Annotated in this window: 14 protein-coding genes and 3 pseudogenes; 6 read left to right on the top strand and 11 right to left on the bottom strand. The window is 46.0% G+C overall.

The features are described from left to right. The first annotated feature begins 132 nt into the window (after window positions 1–132). Both FIU95_RS19570 and map read left to right on the top strand, forming a co-directional pair. Complete coding sequence (locus tag FIU95_RS19570) at window positions 133–339, top strand: ParD-like family protein (RefSeq protein ID WP_152455728.1); 207 nt, start codon at window positions 133–135, stop codon at window positions 337–339. Beyond that, window positions 332–1,108, top strand: coding sequence for a type I methionyl aminopeptidase (map, locus tag FIU95_RS19565; RefSeq protein WP_152455726.1), 777 nt, complete (start codon window positions 332–334; stop codon window positions 1,106–1,108). Before FIU95_RS19570 ends, map begins: the two co-directional genes overlap by 8 nt. Before the next feature lie 81 nt (window positions 1,109–1,189). Here map and FIU95_RS19560 read toward each other — a convergent pair whose 3' ends face one another. From FIU95_RS19560 to FIU95_RS19540, 5 genes are all read right to left on the bottom strand, one after another. After that, on the bottom strand, window positions 1,190–2,692 hold the full coding sequence (locus tag FIU95_RS19560) for a lipopolysaccharide assembly protein LapB (protein ID WP_152455724.1): 1,503 nt from the start codon (window positions 2,690–2,692) through the stop codon (window positions 1,190–1,192). A gap of 185 nt (window positions 2,693–2,877) precedes the next feature. Next, window positions 2,878–3,510, bottom strand: a complete 633-nt coding sequence (locus FIU95_RS19555; protein WP_152455722.1) for a DUF6058 family natural product biosynthesis protein — start codon at window positions 3,508–3,510, stop codon at window positions 2,878–2,880. Window positions 3,511–3,739: 229 nt separating this feature from the next. After that, window positions 3,740–4,558 carry a 2OG-Fe(II) oxygenase gene (locus FIU95_RS19550; RefSeq protein WP_216646285.1) on the bottom strand — a complete coding sequence of 273 codons (819 nt, stop codon included), beginning with the start codon at window positions 4,556–4,558 and terminating at the stop codon, window positions 3,740–3,742. A 38-nt stretch (window positions 4,559–4,596) separates the two neighbouring features. Then, window positions 4,597–5,925 carry an aldehyde dehydrogenase gene (locus FIU95_RS19545; RefSeq protein ID WP_152455720.1) on the bottom strand — a complete coding sequence of 443 codons (1,329 nt, stop codon included), beginning with the start codon at window positions 5,923–5,925 and terminating at the stop codon, window positions 4,597–4,599. Window positions 5,926–5,952: 27 nt separating this feature from the next. Next, a complete protein-coding gene (locus FIU95_RS19540) occupies window positions 5,953–6,879 on the bottom strand; it encodes a CmcJ/NvfI family oxidoreductase (protein WP_152455718.1) in 927 nt (308 codons plus the stop codon). A gap of 80 nt (window positions 6,880–6,959) precedes the next feature. On the opposite strand from FIU95_RS19540, the gene FIU95_RS19535 reads away from it, so the two are divergent. Both FIU95_RS19535 and FIU95_RS19530 read left to right on the top strand, forming a co-directional pair. Then, complete coding sequence (locus FIU95_RS19535; protein ID WP_253868755.1) at window positions 6,960–7,913, top strand: LysR family transcriptional regulator; 954 nt, start codon at window positions 6,960–6,962, stop codon at window positions 7,911–7,913. A 337-nt stretch (window positions 7,914–8,250) separates the two neighbouring features. Next, window positions 8,251–9,588, top strand: coding sequence for a dicarboxylate/amino acid:cation symporter (locus FIU95_RS19530; protein WP_152455713.1), 1,338 nt, complete (start codon window positions 8,251–8,253; stop codon window positions 9,586–9,588). A gap of 31 nt (window positions 9,589–9,619) precedes the next feature. On the opposite strand, the gene FIU95_RS19525 is transcribed toward FIU95_RS19530, so the two are convergent. The 3 genes and pseudogenes from FIU95_RS19525 to FIU95_RS19515 form a co-directional block, all read right to left on the bottom strand. Further along, window positions 9,620–10,054: a DUF1810 domain-containing protein gene (locus FIU95_RS19525; protein ID WP_152455711.1), complete on the bottom strand. Its 435-nt coding sequence runs from the start codon at window positions 10,052–10,054 to the stop codon at window positions 9,620–9,622. A 266-nt stretch (window positions 10,055–10,320) separates the two neighbouring features. Then, window positions 10,321–10,419: a DUF1963 domain-containing protein gene (locus FIU95_RS21855; RefSeq protein ID WP_371416950.1), complete on the bottom strand. Its 99-nt coding sequence runs from the start codon at window positions 10,417–10,419 to the stop codon at window positions 10,321–10,323. A gap of 1,203 nt (window positions 10,420–11,622) precedes the next feature. Then, window positions 11,623–12,593: pseudogene (locus tag FIU95_RS19515) on the bottom strand (IS30 family transposase). Window positions 12,594–12,940: 347 nt separating this feature from the next. Between FIU95_RS19515 and FIU95_RS21850 the strand changes: the two are divergent. Continuing rightward, entirely contained in the window at window positions 12,941–13,042 is a 102-nt protein-coding gene (locus FIU95_RS21850) for a hypothetical protein (protein WP_172975465.1), read from the top strand. A gap of 664 nt (window positions 13,043–13,706) precedes the next feature. Here FIU95_RS21850 and FIU95_RS19505 read toward each other — a convergent pair. Further along, entirely contained in the window at window positions 13,707–13,913 is a 207-nt protein-coding gene (locus FIU95_RS19505; RefSeq protein ID WP_152455709.1) for a hypothetical protein, read from the bottom strand. 113 nt (window positions 13,914–14,026) lie between these two features. Beyond that, a pseudogene (locus FIU95_RS19500) lies at window positions 14,027–14,928 on the bottom strand (IS30 family transposase). 454 nt (window positions 14,929–15,382) lie between these two features. Here FIU95_RS19500 and FIU95_RS19495 point away from each other — a divergent pair. Then, window positions 15,383–16,316: pseudogene (locus FIU95_RS19495) on the top strand (IS30 family transposase). Here the strand turns inward: FIU95_RS19495 and FIU95_RS19490 are convergent. After that, the gene (locus FIU95_RS19490; protein WP_152455707.1) at window positions 16,313–16,588 is read right to left on the bottom strand and encodes a hypothetical protein; all 276 of its coding nucleotides are present in this window, start codon (window positions 16,586–16,588) and stop codon (window positions 16,313–16,315) included. The pseudogene FIU95_RS19495 and the gene FIU95_RS19490 overlap by 4 nt on opposite strands. Window positions 16,589–16,612 lie beyond the last annotated feature (24 nt).

Raw genomic sequence — 16,612 nt, 5'->3', positions numbered from 1 at the left:
TTATGTCTCAACCATATCGCTCAAATATTGACTATGCAACAAGTTGCATAATTTCAACCTTTCATACCGCCTTGCGCATCTAGTATAAGGCGATATACACTTTATATATAAATTATATATACGGTGTATAAAATGGGTATCGTTAAGATCTCGGATGAATTGCACGATGAAATCCGTAAAGCGAGTACCACGCTGGCGCGTTCTATTAACGCGCAGGCCGAGTACTGGATAAAGATCGGCATGTTGGCCGAGCTGAACCCGGAGCTCAGTTACAGCCAGTTGTGCAAGAAGCTACTACGCACCGAATCATTTACTCTGGAAGAGCTCACTCGTGAATAACATAAAAATCAAGACCGCCAGGGAACAGGCGTTGATGCGTAACTCCGGTGAATTATTGAGCCGCGTGTTCGCTATGCTCGATGGTATTGTGAAGCCGGGTATTACCACCATGGAAATTAACGACCGGGTGGAAACGTTTATTACCCGGGAGTTGCAGGCGCGCCCGGCCAGCAAGGGGCAATACGACTATCCCTACTCTCTTAATACCTCCATTAATGAGGTGGTATGCCACGGCATGCCTCGCGAGGGACAGGCGTTGCGTGATGGCGATATCGTCAACGTGGATATTACCCTGGAAAAGTCCGGTTATATCGCCGACTCCAGCAAGATGTATATGATTGGCAGCGTAACGCCCATTGCCAAAAAACTGGTGCAGTGTTGTTACGATGCCATGTGGGCCGGTATTCACACCGTAAAACCCGGCGCGACTTTTGGTGATGTGGGCCATTCGATCCAACAGTATGTTGAAAAGCGCGGGTTCAGTGTGGTGCGTGAATACTGTGGCCATGGTATTGGCCGTGAAATGCATGAAGAACCCCAGGTAATGCACTTTGGCCGGGCGGGCAGCGGAGCTGTTTTACGCGAGGGGATGACATTTACGATTGAGCCCATGATCAATCAGGGCAATCGCAAAACCAAACTCAAAAAAGACGGTTGGACCGTGGTGACCAAAGATGGCAGGCTCTCCGCGCAGTGGGAGCACACAGTGCTGGTTACGGCGGATGGATATGAAGTGCTGACTTTGCGGGAAGAGGAAAAGAAGAGTTAGGGGAGAGACTAATTTCTTCGCTTTCATAGCACGTAGAGAGCAATTCTCTACGTGCTTGTAGACTTGATCTAGCGCTCGGACTCAGGATGCCTGTCCTGAACTTGTTTCACTGCCTGTGGAAGTTTCTTTTGCGACCCAATCGAGTAATTTTTTAGCGCGTGATCGAACTTTGTGATTGTGGGACCAGGCCAGAGTTCTTTCCAGAAACGGCTTTGCGAGTTTTGGCTTTTTAAGTTTTGCGAGGTGAAAGCCAATAGCGCTATTTATTTCAATACTATTTGGATTCTTCTGATAGGCCGCCATCATGGTTTTCAGTGCGGCAACACTTTCGCCTTTGTACTGCTGAGCCATCCATTTGTACTGGTAAGCCGATAGGGAAGCCGGATTTAGCGCTATAGCCATATCTGCATAATGCACCGTTTTGGTATAGTTCCCCTCATCCCATTGTCGGGATTCAAGCGTATTCTGTAAGCTATATAAATGGTAAACAGATAGATTCGTAGCCGCTGTATGATTTAAATCAGATATTTCTGATAATTCCTGAAATAAAGTCTGTGCCGCAGCCTCCTGCTGATTGTGCATCAATAGATTCGCTTTCAGAGCGATAACTCCAGGTAATTTGGCAGCATCTTTTTTTACTTTATTCAGATATCTTAACGCCTGATCGTATCTTTCTAGATCAACCGCTCGTTCCGCCAGTAATAGGGATTTTTCATTATGGTTCAGTTTGCGCTTTTCGATTTTAAAGGCATTTTGGGTTAGATTAACCTTGTATCCCGACCGACGCCGTTCTTTTAGGTAGAGAGTTAATGCGATATCCAAATCTTCCTCTCGGATATCATAATGTTGTGTAAAGAGATCTAGTGGATCTCCTCCATTATTGATGTCCATAAGGTAATTTTTAGTTTTTTCATGGTATGAATTTTCTCTGGCATCTTCGCTGAAAAATAAATAGTGTAATAATAACCATGCACTGGCGTAATACTGGTTAGCATGTTTCCAACCTTTTCTACTGTAATCCGGCTGAAGAATTTCTCTTGCTTTCAAAGGACCTTCTTCCAGAGAGTAAGCTCTCCACTCAGGAACGTTGCCGATGGTGATGGAATCCTTGTCAATAGTCGCGCTGGCTAGTAACTCTGCGAATCCCTCTGAATACCACCTAGGGTAACGCATGGAACCGCGCTCACGCATAAGATGGTGAACATATTCATGAAACATGATTGCTTGGCCACTAAATATGCCACGTTTGTTTTCCTGAGAGAAAATTAAGGGGCCATTAATAGTGTTGGTATAAAAGCCTCCGATACTTCTTTTTCCGGAGAATTTTTCAAACTCTTTAGAGCTATTAAAGTGATATACCCTAAGTCTAGAATTTTCTGGGCGATCTTCCATGCCTGTTACCATAAGTGAGGCACGGCGAAATTTTTCCAGCTCGCGCAATAAGGCCTCGGCTTTTTTCGGTGAAACATCAGAGTAGACGGTAAAGTTAGTGCTTTTATATTCCCGCCAATCTCTAGCGTAGGCTGATACCGTCAAGACGGATAGCAATAGAAAGGATATAAGGCAGTAAACTCTGCTTTTCATGGAATATCTCTAATATAAGTGCGGAGAGGCTTGAGCCGATTAAAGGGGCGGGATTTTATAGAGGTATATATGTTTAGTATATGCAAGACCAAATAGTCATAAGGATTTGCTTTAACCTACAACCTCTATTTGGCCTGGTGTGACAGTGTTTGTGCAGGTCTGTGAGATAGGCTCACTAAGTATATTTATTTTAAGTTAAATTGTTGGCGAATATCATTAATCAGTATTTGCCTCGAACTCTTGTGGCGCTCATGGGGTGCGAAAAGGCTGCTGGCGCTCTCTAGTAGGTCAATAGCCCTCTGTAATTTTTGTAGGCCTATTCTGCTGAGGTTTCTCTCTTTCGCTAGCTCCTTGATCTCTAGAGAGGCCAGCTCTTTACGGGCTATATCCTCGGGGAGTCCGCTTTTGGTGCATAGCCCATAAGTTCCATCGATAAAGTGTTTCCACTCGTTTTCGATATGCGTGGCAGGCCCCTTGTCCATTCTTATATCGGAACAGTTATGGCCAATAGATTTTAATTGATAGATTGTATCCGTGTACCTTGTTTTAAATAGATCAAAAATCTGTTTTGGATTATTTTGTAGACGAAGGTCTTTTAACCAGGATACATAACCTTTGGCATAGAACTCTCGGTTATGGGATTCATTATGAGTGCCGAAGAATGAATGGCATTGCAGACCCAGTGCCAGCGTGTAGGAAGCTTTAGGCATAACAAGGGCATTCTGGTAGTTTGCAAACTCTTCTTGCCTTAAACCGCTTAGCGATAGCAGCCTCTCTTTGCTATAAAAATGACTCTGTAAATATTCTATCAATTCCATAAGTACACACCCGAATATGCCGTTGCGATCAGATTGGCAGTGCAGCTTGACATAAACATTAAGGTAACACTTCGATGGAGGGCGTAGTATATAAGTCGGGCTTTAGATTATTTACAGCGGCTTTAGGGAAGCTCTAAGTGCGATTTATTGTTATTTAGTTGGAGCCACTTCCCTGTGGCTGAATGTTCTATACAGGTTTTTATAAAATCAAAAATTGATAACCTCTTAATCAATCCTGAAGAAATAATATATCTGTACGAATAATATATTTTATTCCACGAGTAATTGGCGTTGAGCTGTGGATCCTATGCAAGGGGTGCATACCATGGGGGAAACATAGCACAGATCCTGCGGGGGTTCTTACATCAATATCCTCCATGGAGTGCCGGCTGGGCTGTTGGTAGGGGTTATCTGCATTGACACGAAAACGTGTGGCGCCGCCATCAAAATCTTCACTGAGTAACACTAGAAAAGTCATTTCGCTAAAACGGTCTGGAAAACCATTAGCGACCAACTGGCCATCTATGATTCGGCTGCCCGGCCAGGCTCCATCGGTGTGAAATTGAAAGTAATCACCTTCGCCATAACGATAAAAGCGAAAGCGCTGATTGAGACCCACTGGCTCCCGCCCTTCAAAGTAGCCATTGGGGTCCTGCATAAATGCGCTGCACCGCTGCCAGATTAGCCGTTCGGTAGTTTCATCTACCACCCAGGTAAGGCTGTCGTTATGGCGTACCTCCCTGGGCAAAGAAACGGCGGCATCTGGCAGATAACCGATATTTGCAGTGATATCGATGAGACGCTGGCATTCCTCACTGGAAAATACATTGAGTAATTGAAAAGCACCGGGCACCTCGGCAATCTCTCTGCGCTGAACCAAAGACGGGGCGCTATTTTTGAGTGAGGCTGGGTTTTCCAGTCGTGCGGCCCAGGTGGGCAGAGCAGGATGTTCCGCACCGGGTTCCCTGGCGATAATAAAGAAATCCTGCTCAAGGCTGCTGTTGGCCTCAGTTGCTGGATTCATCGCGATGTCTGGAGAGTTTGGCATAATGACTTCGTCCAAAATATCTGCACTCGGTTTTTTAATTAATGATTAATAAGGGTGAGCTGGGCAAATTGTCGGTGTCCCTCAGCCCCACCGTGGTAGCCAAAACCACTCTGTTTGGCGCCTACCCATGGTGTTCCACCGGCACTCTGGTTAATACCGATCATGCCCGCCTGCAGTTGATTTGCGACTTCCTTGGCATCTGACTTGCCAAATACCACGGCGCCCAAGCCGTATACAGAGTCGTTGGCCCTGTAAATCCCCTCTTCAATAGTGCTGAAGCGGTCTATTGCGACTACCGGGCCAAAAGTTTCTTCGTCCTCAAGTTGCATACCCGGTTTGATACCACTGATGACCGTGGGAGGAATAAAAGGAAGTTTGGGGGATTTTTCGCCTAGCAAAAGCGTTGCGCCCTTCTCTATGGCGTCATGAATATGCCGAACCACTTTTTGATGCTGACGGGAATTGACCAGTGGACCTATATCGACATCCCCTTCTGGCCAACCACCGGTGCGATAATTTTTTGCAATGGCAACTACCGCTTGTTCAAACTGATCCGCGATACGCTCGTCTACATATACACGCTCGGTTGAAGTGCACATTTGTCCGGCATTTTCAAAACTGGAAGCTACGGCAAATTGTGCGGCGCGGTGAATATCGGCGCTGGCCAAAACCAGCATGGGATCATTACCGCCTAACTCCATGATCAGGCGTTTTAACTTGGGAGCGGCATTGGCCATGATGGCCTGGCCGGTTGCACGGGAGCCGGTAAAAGCGACCATATTGATATCCGCTTTGACCAGGGCTTCTCCAGTTTTTCCATCTCCATGGGCAATCTGTAATACCCCGTTGGGCAGCGACTGGTTCAGGGTTTTTACCAGTAGGTCTGCAACCAGCGGGGTTTCTTCGGAGGGTTTTAAAACCACGCTGTTGCCGGCAATCAGTGCCGGTACGATCAGGTTATTGGCCATCGCCAGGGGATAATTCCAGGGGGAAATAACCGCGACCACGCCTAACGGACGATATTGAATTTCACTGTTACCCTGGCGCTGGCCGCGTAGGGCCTCACCGGAATCTCCGGCCAACCAGGGGCCACTGTGAATGGCGCCACCCGCCTCGTAGCTGGCCCGCCGCGCATCTTTGCCCATCTCACGGCTAACCAGTTTTGCCAATTTCGCCTGTATGGGTTCAAGCTGCTTATAGGCTTGTTGTACAAGCTGTACACGCTGCTGAAGGGATTTTTTGCCCCACTCAACCTGTGCCTGCTTGGCCTGTTGCAGCAATTTTTTTAAATCGTCTTCATAACAAATATCGACACTGCCGATAACTTCGTTATTTAAAGGATCTATTGAGTTCAGGGTTTTACTCATGATGTATTGATCGATATTTTAATTTAATTAATGTTTAAACAACGCGATAGTGCGAATTTCCAGGCTGGTACGCCGGGGAGCATTTTCACTTTCCGGTAAGTCGAAGGCACTGTGGGGGCTGCCGGTAATCATATGGCTGTGCTCGCTATCAAAAACCCGCAGTAGCAACCCTTCGCCGGGGCGCATATCACTAAACCAAATCCAGCGGTGACGAGGGTTGGCGCTGATGACAGAAATCTGCCCTTCCCGTTCTGGGTAAATCAGGCGCATTTTGTGGAAATCCGCTGCTTCCACGCTGCGCAGATCCGCCATAGCCAGTGGAGACTCCTCAACCCGATGCAGCAGCGGCAGCCACAAGTTCACAAACTTAAACCGGGAATAATCGTCCGGATTTAAGCCGTATTCCGGTAGTGTCTGCTTGAGCTGGCGCTGGGCCGACCAGGGGGTGTAATCGTTGTGCGCAATTTTTACCGGGGCGCGGCGGCTGCGACTCTGCTCAGCGAGGGCGTCTGCTTTAGTCTGAGCACGTAACGTGTGATCGAAGGTCACAACCTGGTCCGCGCCCAAATAAGCAGCCAGCCATCGCTCAATCGCCGGATACCACTGAGTACGGATCAAGGTGTCTCGGGATTCTGGCGAAAGCACTGTGCTATTGGCTGAAGGCTTGCCGCTATCCAGCGCATTTAAAGTGTCATCCAGCTGGTGCAGGTCGATATCGAGGCTCGGCTCTACCAGCTCAAACCCCTGTTCGTCCAAACGAAAGGTCTCCCCCGCAGCCTGCAGTTGCCTGCCGTCATAAACTGTCACCCAGTGGGGGATTACCTGATCAATCAGGCTAGCGGGGCCGGGGCCTGTATGGCGCTGGTCGTAGACCAGCTCTGCGCTGGGGTCCGCGTAGTTAATATTTGTCCGCATTGAGCCCGGTGTCGATGGGTGCAGAGTCGCGCCTGGCATAGTGGGTTCCTCACACATGGGGGGTCTATATATCGGCAATGCTAGGCTGCAGCAGATACAATGAAAACCAAGTAACGATTGTGAGTGATACAGGTTTGACTAGGGGTAACAGGGCCGATCGCCTGGACCGGCTGGAACTAAAGCAACTGCGGCTTCTGCAGGCAATTCTGTGGGAATTAAATTTATCCCGGGTGGCGGATCAGCTCGGTGTGACTCAGCAGACCGTGAGTGAGCAGTTGAAGCGACTGCGGGAGATCTTTGGCGACCGTTTATTTATTCGGACCAGCAACGGGGTGGTGCCCACTCCCCTGGCAGAACGGCTGGCACCGAGGATCGATAGCGTATTAAACGATATCGCCTCACTGTTGCGTGGGCACGAATTCCGGCCGGCCGAGTACACTGGTATTTTTACTATCAGTGCCACCGACTTTGAACAGCGAGTGGTATTGCCGGGGCTGCTGAAAAAACTGCGCGAACAGGCCCCGGGTCTCAAAGTGGTTGTGCTCAAGCTGGAAATCGACCGCATGGTGCAGCAGTTGCAAACCGGCGAGGTAGACTTGGTCTTCAGTACACCTGGTTTTGTGCCGGACAACTGCCCGACAATGCTGCTGTATCGGGAGCACTATGTTTGCGTGTGCTGCCGCCATGCAAAAATACCCGGCCTGTTAAAAGGGAAGACTCTGGCATTGGCACAGTTGGCGGCGCTACCGCAATTGGTGGTGTCTCCCTCCCGTGGGGAACTGCGTGGCATGGCCGATACCTGGTTCGAGGAGTTTGGCCTGCAGCGCAATGTGGTGTTGTCGGTTCCCTCTTTTGCCGCTGCAGCCGAATGTATTGCCTCCACCAATACCGTGGCTTTCCTGCCCTCGCGCCTGTTGCCCGATGAGCGCCTGAGTACCCTGCCGATTGCCGACCAGCCCCCCGGTTTCGATGTGATCGCCGCCTGGCACAGCCGCAGTGGGCAGGACCCGTTGCACAAATGGATCAGGGATTTATTGGCGCAGCAGTTTGCTCCAGCGCCCGCTCATCAATAAATGCTCGGAAAGGCGTTTTTATTGCTTCCGGTATTACAGAAATCATCATTGGCAGTTTTGAGTGCATCGGGTCGGTGTTGGTTTAGAGCGGTGTTTTCTCGATCTTGTAACAAATCGAACTGCTCTGAACAGCGCTCTCTAATGCAGGGACCAAGACGTAATCTTTCTGCAACAGGTCTTGCCAATGATTGTTTGGGCCCAATGTTCGCCTACCTTGGTACAGGATTTGCTGGCCCGTACTTGATCTGACTAAAGGGTTTTGCTGTAGGCTTGCGGAATAATCGCGGCTTTCCTATGGAATGGCTGTATTAATGAATTCGGATTTGGTTATTCACACATGAATAATGGTTCTAATGTTTACCTGTTCAGGATGGTGGAATCCCTGGGCCTATTGATGCGCACGCGCCTGTGGATGCAAATCCTGTTCGCTATGGTACTGGGGCTTGGGATTGGCCTGCTGCTGTCGCCGGAAGGAGCTGGGCTGGTCGATGAGAATCTCAGCGTAATATTGGCCAGTTGGTTCAAGCTGCCAGGTGCCCTATTCCTGAATATGATTCAGATGGTGGTGATTCCACTGGTGGTCTCCTCCATCATCCTCGGGCTCTGTGGCAGTGGGAATGTATCCCAGCTCAAGCGGGTTGGGCTGCGCATAGCGCCCTATTTTATTGCCACCACCACGGTAGCGGTGATTATTGGCATAGTCCTGGCCCAATTTATTCAACCCGGTAACTATATCGATGAGGCCCTGCTCACCGCGGCTACTGAACTACCCAGTAGCGCAGCGCCACAGATGCTGGAATCCAAGCCGTTACCGGAGCGCATCGCCGAACTGATACCAGCCAATCTGAATCAGAGTATCGCTATGCGCAATATGCTGCAGCTGGTGGTCTACGCGATTTTCACCGGAGTGGCAGTGATGTTGCTGCCGCAAAAGCAGCGTGATACCGCGGTCTACGCCTTCGGCATAGTGCAGGAGATTGCCCTGAAAATAGTCGGTTGGGCCATGCTGTTCGCACCATTGGCGGTTTTCGGATTACTGGCGGATATCGCCATTCGCGTGGGCTTAACCGCAATCGTGGGGATGTCTGTCTATGTGGGCACGGTTATTCTGGGGCTACTGATCCTACTGCTGTTTTATCTGTTGATTGTCGCACTGGCCACGCCAATGCGGCCTCTGAGCTTCCTGCAGCGCATAAGTGGCGTACAGCTACTGGCCTTTTCCACCTCCAGCTCCGCAGCCGTAATGCCGCTTTCAATGCGCACTGCCGAGCACCCGCTTGAGGTCAAGCCCGCCATCGCCAAATTTATTGTGCCCCTTGGTGCTACGGTGAATATGGACGGCACCGCGCTCTATCAGGTAATCGCGGCGATCTTCCTCACCCAGGTTTATGGCATTGACCTCAGCACAGCACAGCTGGTGGGGCTTACCGTGACCACCGTGGGCGCCTCAATCGGCTCCCCGAGTACACCGGGTGTGGGGATTGTGATTCTCGCCAGTATCCTGGCTGGAATAGGTGTCCCACCAGAGGGGATTGCACTGATTCTCGGTGTGGACCGCATACTCGATATGTGCAGGACCGCCGTAAACGTCACGGGCGATCTCACCGCCTGTCTGGTGATGGATAAATTACTGGGCAGCGACAGCCTGGAGGAACCTGAAACCCAAACCGCTTGAGTGCCTTTTCGGGAGGTTTGGGGGCTAGAGATTAATCAGAGTTTTGCAGGATCTCCAGGGTGCGGGGGTCCTGTTTGCCCTCATAGTATTTCTCTAAAACCCGCATAAATAGATTATCAGTGCCACCCGCAGCAAGGGCGAACAGGGTCATACTAGATCTGACCTTGATCGCATCAAGGCTACCGAATATTTCCAGGGCGCTGAGATCTTGCAGGTGTAATAACTCCTGGCAACACTCCCGCAATCGCGGCCCTAGCTGTGGATGCTTCAGGTAAGCCTGCGCCTCCTTCAGGCCTGTCACTCCATATCGTTGTGATGTCGCGCTGTGCCCCAGCCCTTTTAGCTGCGGAAAAACATACCAAATCCAATGGTTGCGTTTGTGCCCCTGTCGCAACTCCTGCAGGGCCTGTGCATAAGAGTCGTTTTGTGCCTGGCAGAACCGCTCCAGATCAAAATAATCACTCATAAACATTTTTCCGTAAAAGGTCATAGATGTTTTACAGAAAGAAAAGCGTAGCATGAATGTTTATAGGCTAGATTATAGGGGCCATGTTCTGGCTGGAATAGTAAAGAGGTGGCACTTACCCTCTAAGCAGCTGCTTTTGAGCAGCGCTTATTGAAACCGTGGAAATAACCACCCTGTAAATTACGTCTTGTGAGATAGTGAAATTTTTCAAGATGAACGAAATAGAAGGCGGAGTTAACCGCCTTTTTATCGTGAGCGGCTTAGGTTCAGCTGCACTGCATAATCATCCAAGAATCATCAAAGTTACATTGCTTTGCGTCACTTTCCCTAACCCAGATATAAAGCATGCCACAATCTCCCCACATAACCTCAACATCATCGCCGGAATCAAGCTGTAGTAGTAATTTCCAGAAATCATTTCACAATTTAGTTATCTTAATTAGCATTTATGTAATATAGAGGCAAGCACGTTAAGAGGGTAGGCAAAACCCTCACTTAACTACTAATAGCAATAATTTCCAGTTATCTAAAATTATGCCCAATTTTTACAACGTTCGGCTAAAGCTCTTGATCTGGCCATTATCCTGTCTTGAGGCTTCTTTACTTTTTTCCTTTTGGATAGATAAGATCAATTCCATGACTAGAGTCTGTTTCATAACTTGAATCAGCTCACTATCGCTGGAATTATTTTCTATGTAATTGCGTGAGAATAGCCAATTTCAAGTTATGAAACAGCCTCTGAGTGAGCTGTAGAGGAAGATCACCGAATGAGTTATTTATGGGAGTGTAGATAATCTGCTTATCATATTCAGAGGTTACAGTTATTACTTGAAACCAAGACTTGAAACAAAGTTTACTTTCTTATTAATAGCTATGCTTTAAAAGCATAGCTATTTAAACTTTCGGCTTTATGTAGGTTTTATTAGTTATCTTGTCGACAGAACAAGGGGATCCACCATTCACAAATGAATCCCTGTTGTATGTCACTTCCTAATTCGAAGGGTACCTCACCTAGATAACTATTCGGTATTTTTTCAGCAGTCTGTATTTCGCTTGCAGCAGATAATGGAGAGGAAATAGCAAAAATTGCAGAGTATAGAACCGTATGAATTATTTTAGTTTTCATGAATGCCTCCAATCTAATATTTTCAGAATGAATGAAAGAGTATAGGAACTTAAATAAAACCAGATGTAAAGATTTTTTAGTGGTATGCACGTACTAACCAAATGAATAGAACATCTAAATAAAAATATTTGCTATCTATAATGCTTTTCAGCTCTAATTTTCAAGGAATAGCTACAACCATGTTATATAGAAAGTAGATCATCTACATCCCCATAAATAACTCATTCGGTGATCTTCCTCCGCAGCTCACTCTATGCATACCATTCAGTCAGCCCCCTTTCCAATTTAACCTAATCGTTTATTATTTATTAAAGTTGGCATCCACTAGGGAGTACCGTCTAATGGGGTTCGTTAGTGTTTGCATTGGTCCCTCTCTTCCAGGATAAATATGGACGGTCTAAATAAATATCGGCCTTGATTTCAAGTAATAACTGCAGTACTTTCATGCTGCAAGAAGATTATCTGGCGGCCCCATAAATAGCTCATTCGGTGACCTTCCACCCCGACTCACTCTTGATCTACTGTTTAGGCGATCCATTACAAATTGAATCTACTGGTCTGTTACTTTATTGAAGTCTGTATCCTTTGGGAAATATTGCCGAATGAGACCGTTAGTATTTTCATTAATCCCTCTCATCCCAAGATGAATATGGGTGAGCAAAATAAATATCAGCCTCCAAGCCTTCCGCAATTTTTTCATGGCAAGCAAATTCAAGACCACTGTCGAAGGTAATTGTTTTGATTTTATCTTTGAAACCCACTATATGGCTAACTGCTGCTTCAGCCAGCAAGTCTGATCGTTTGCAAATCAATCTAACAATAACAGTAAATAACGTTTTGCGCTCAATCATAGTCAGCAAAGCTCCATCATGCCCCTTACCTATAACGGTATCACCTTCCCAGTCGCCTATCCGGTTCATTCGGTCTACAACAGCTGGTCGATCATCTATGCACACCCTATTTTTGATCTTTCCGCGTCGATCATACTTTACCGTATCGCTTGCGATAGGGTTTTGATGCAATCCTAAGGCGCTTGTATAAATCTCCACCATTTGCCTGATCTAAATAAATTAGTTGGTAGATCGACTCATGATGTAAAGATATACCTGTATGTCTCTTTAAATAGCTTGCAGTTTGCTGGGGACTTAGTTCTTTCCGGGTTAGGGTGTCTATTTGTTGCCAAACACAATTAGTTACTTTTTGTGTCTTGTACGCTTGCTGGCGTCTTAGTTCTGCAAGCTTATGTACTTGCCCTGGACGATATCCTCGCAAGCCTATATTGCGTCGTAGCTCTCGGCTGATCGTCGAGGGATGTCTCTCTAACAATTTTGCTATTGCTTTCTGAGAGTGCCCGGCTTTCCTTAGGCTGTAAATCTGGTATCGTTCGTTCTCGCTCAGTTGGTAGTAGCTCATCAGTGCCTTTCTCTTGGTCGGGAGAGGTGCCGACTCTACCAGCTGAGCCCTCCTTTACCAATGGCACTTATTATACGAAACTAAGACCATTTAAATGGTAATAATCATTATTTTGTCTTTAAAATTTACCTTATTATTCAGCCTACTAAAAGCAGTTTCATAACTTGAAATCGGCTATTCTCACACAACTGTATAGAAAAAATTCCAGCAATAATGAGCCGATTCAAATCAGAGTTAACCGATGATCAATGGAGCTTAATCGAATTTTGTCCTCCTGAGTTAAAGCGAGGAAAGGGAGGCCACAAACCCAATGATAATCGAGTCTGATTAAAGGCAGACTGTGGGTTTTGCGCTCTGGAGCGCGATGGAAAGATCTTGCTTCACACTATCCATCACCGAATACATGCTGGAGAAGGCTTCAATTTTGGGAAGAGCAAGGAGCTTGGTAATAGGCATGGAGAAGATTCCTGGAACTGTTGGATCACCAGTCTTTGCGTAACTGGGAGGAGGTCTTTTCTGATGGCAGCTTGGCACCAGCAAAAAGGGTGCTTAGAAATCGGGAAAATCAAGCGGGGCGAAGGTACAAAGTAGATGGTGGTGGTCGATGATAAAGGTGGGAGGCACCTTTGCCTCGGCCTTACCTGCAGAAGTAAATTTAGTACATCTACTACTCGATACTACCTATGAAAATACAAAAAATCTATGCCTACTAGTGTACAGCAAAGCTGCAAATTCTGACCCGTTACGCTATAGCTTGACCCTTGAAAACTGACCTGATTTACCCTCAACCTTGGAATAGAAGAAAAACTTCTAAACAGGATGGCAGAAAGATTTTTGGTGTAACAGCACGCCTGAATGCACCTTTAAATAACTCAATGCCCGCTGAAAGTTTAACCCTTTTCAAATTATAATATTATTTATTCTTTACCAACTAATACCTGTTAGTTTCTAAGCCTCAAATGTTTGTAGGTGTTCATTGAATTTATTATTTAAAACAAAAATTTAGTTGTAAGTTTCCCTTGAAATTTCTCAAAAATTGAATGCTAGCTTGATGATTAATATCCATCTTTTATAAGCATGGATATTTTAGTGTCCTACTTGTTGTAAGTTTTATTACATTTCTTTTTGTTGGCAGAATAATGGTATCCACCATTTGCAAATGAATGCTTGCTGCATGCCACTCTCTAAATCATAGGGCGTTATGTTTAAATAATCATCCGATATTTTTGCTGTATCTTGCATTTCTTCTGCAGTACTCAATGAAGAGCAAAAGGAAAGAATTAAAGGACATAAAACTTTAGAAACTATTTTCTTTTTCAAGAACGCCTCCAATATAAATAACTTTCATAATGATTGAAAGGCTATATAAGCCTAAATATTATCAAAAGTAAAATTTTTTTGTGTTGGTTACGTACCAGTTAAATGTATATTGCTTATAAATCAATAACTAAGCTAGTTGTAATACTTTCTGGTTTCAAGTAATAATCGCAATACTTGCAGCCCATAAATAGCTCATTCGGTGACCTTCCACCCCGGCTCGTTAGGCGATTCATTACAAATTGAACCTGCTGACCTGTTACATTATTGAAGTCTGTGTCCTTTGAGAAATACTGCCGACTGAGACCGTTAGTATTTTCATTAATTCCCTTCCCCCAAGATGAATATGGGTGAGCAAAATAAATATCAGCGCCCAATCCTTCCGCAATCGTTCCATCCCCAGCGAATTCAAGACCATCGTCGAAGGTAATTATTTTGATTTTATCTTTGAAATGCACCATATGGCTAATTGCTGCTTCAGCCAGTAAGTCTGATCGTTTGCCAGTCAATTTAACAATAACAGTAAATAATGTTTTGTGCTCAACCATAGTCAGCAAAACTCCGCCATGCCTCTTGCCTATAAAAGTATTCCCTTCCCAGTTGCCAATCCGATTCATTCGGTCTACAAAAGCTGGCCGATAATCTATGCACACTCCGTTTTTGATCTTTCCACGCCGATCATACTTACCATACCGTTTGCGATAGGGTTTTGATGTAATCCTAAGTTGCCTATTTAAGTCTCCACCTCAAAATAAATTAGTTGGTAGATCGTCTCATGGTGCAACAATGCATCTGTATGTCTCTTTAAATAGCTTGAAGTTTGCTGGGGACTTAGTTCTACAAGCTTATGTGCTTGTCCTGGACGATATCCTTGCAAGCCTATATTGCGTCGTAGCTATCGGCTGATCGTCGAGGGATGTCTCTCTAACAGTTTTGCTATTGCTTTCTGAGAGTGCCCGGCTTTCCTTAGGCTGTAAATCTGATATCGTTCGTTCTCGCTCTGTTGGTAGTAGCTCATCAGTGCTTTTCTCTTGGTCGGGAGAGGTGCTGACTCTACCAGCTGAGCCCTTCTTTACCAATTGCACTTATTATCCGAAACCAAGTGCGACTGATGAGGTGATTATCCGGGATTATTTACATTTTCTATCTAGGGATTTCTTTCCGAATAATCAATTTTTTCCGCCCATAAAAATATTATTTTTATACTCAATAATCTACTCTTTAAATATGGAGCCGATCACTGCAGTACTTACTAAGCCCCTCTTTAAATGGATCTAACAAAGTCTGCAAAGCATTCTCAAGGGCTGCTACATACTCATTTTGTGTTTCCCACCAATTGACACTTACGGAGCTTCCCCGGGAAGTTGTAATTTTTCCCTAGATTCCCAAAACAACCGACACACTTGGCAATAGCGAGAGAGGTCAGCTGGCTGTAGGCTAGTAAGCTTCCACACAAACAAGCCAGGAACCTCATGGGAACCCGTACCAGTCAGCTGTCCTTAAAAGAACGATACCAGATTGAGGCCCTTAATGGGCAGAGCCATTGCACAACGCCTCCATAGATCCAATAAGACCATCTCTCGCGAGCTAGGTCGTTGCAGCCCCTACTGTGCCGAGAGTGCCCATCGTCAGGCACTGCAACGGCGGCACGGAGCTCTTAAGTACACCAAGCTCGACTTTGCCATGCAGGTACAAATCGACCTTCAGCTAAAAAATGCAAGCCCTGAACAAATCGCTGGCCGAATGCGGCTTGAACGGTGTACGAAAGCGGTTAGCTGTTCAACAATTTACCGCTGGATTTATCGGCTTAACTGGAGATCACGTCTGCCAAGAAAAGCCAAACCTTATCGTAAACGAGCAAGTTCTGAGGCAGGCGTAAAGCTTATTCCAGAGCGCATAGATATTGATGAAAGGCCTGCGATTGTCGATGAAAACACTGAGATTGGTCACTGGGAAGGCGATACAGTTTATGGTCAAGATGGCTATCTGGTGACACTGGTTGAGCGAGTCTCCAAATTATTGCTCACTCGCAGAGTCCCAAATAAGAGCAAGAAAACAGTAGGTCGGGCAATAAAGCAGATGCTGAAGCCATATCAGGCCATCTGTAAAACCATCACCTTCGATAATGGCGGAGAATTCGCAGGTCATCAATCGATTGCGCAGAAGCTAGGATGCAGAATATATTTTGCGAAACCTTACCATTCCTGGGAGCGTGGGCTGAACGAAAACACTAATGGTCTCTTGAGACGCTTTTTCCCGAAAGGAGTGGAAATTGGCAAGATACCAAAAAGCCGTATTGATGATGCAGTGTTTCGAATCAATACTCGCCCAAGGAAGGTGTTAAATTACTTGAGCCCACTGGAATTTTTGGTGGGTAAACGTGTGTCACTTATGTTGGAAATCTAGGTTCCAGTTTCTCTCTCAGAAATACTAACAACTACCATGGCAGATTTTGATGTAGTGAGCCTATTTATATAAGCTTTTCTTATAGTGATGTTGATGTCTGATTTTGAATCTTCAGATAAGTAAAATAAATTTTTATCTTTAAGTATTTCCTTGACAGTGGAGATGATTAAGGAATCTCCAATTCCATGGATTGGCGCTGTTTTTTCACTTTTATCTACTATAGATATAGTTTTCGGGCAGTAAAGTTGTGTTGTTTCTGCTGGAGGTTCCAAGTTGGTATCTTTAACTGATAGCTT

The organism is Microbulbifer sp. THAF38 (genome assembly GCF_009363535.1).
GTDB lineage: Bacteria > Pseudomonadota > Gammaproteobacteria > Pseudomonadales > Cellvibrionaceae > Microbulbifer.
The sequence above is the reverse complement of the archived record's forward strand: the minus strand, read 5'-3'. Positions and strand labels throughout refer to the sequence as shown.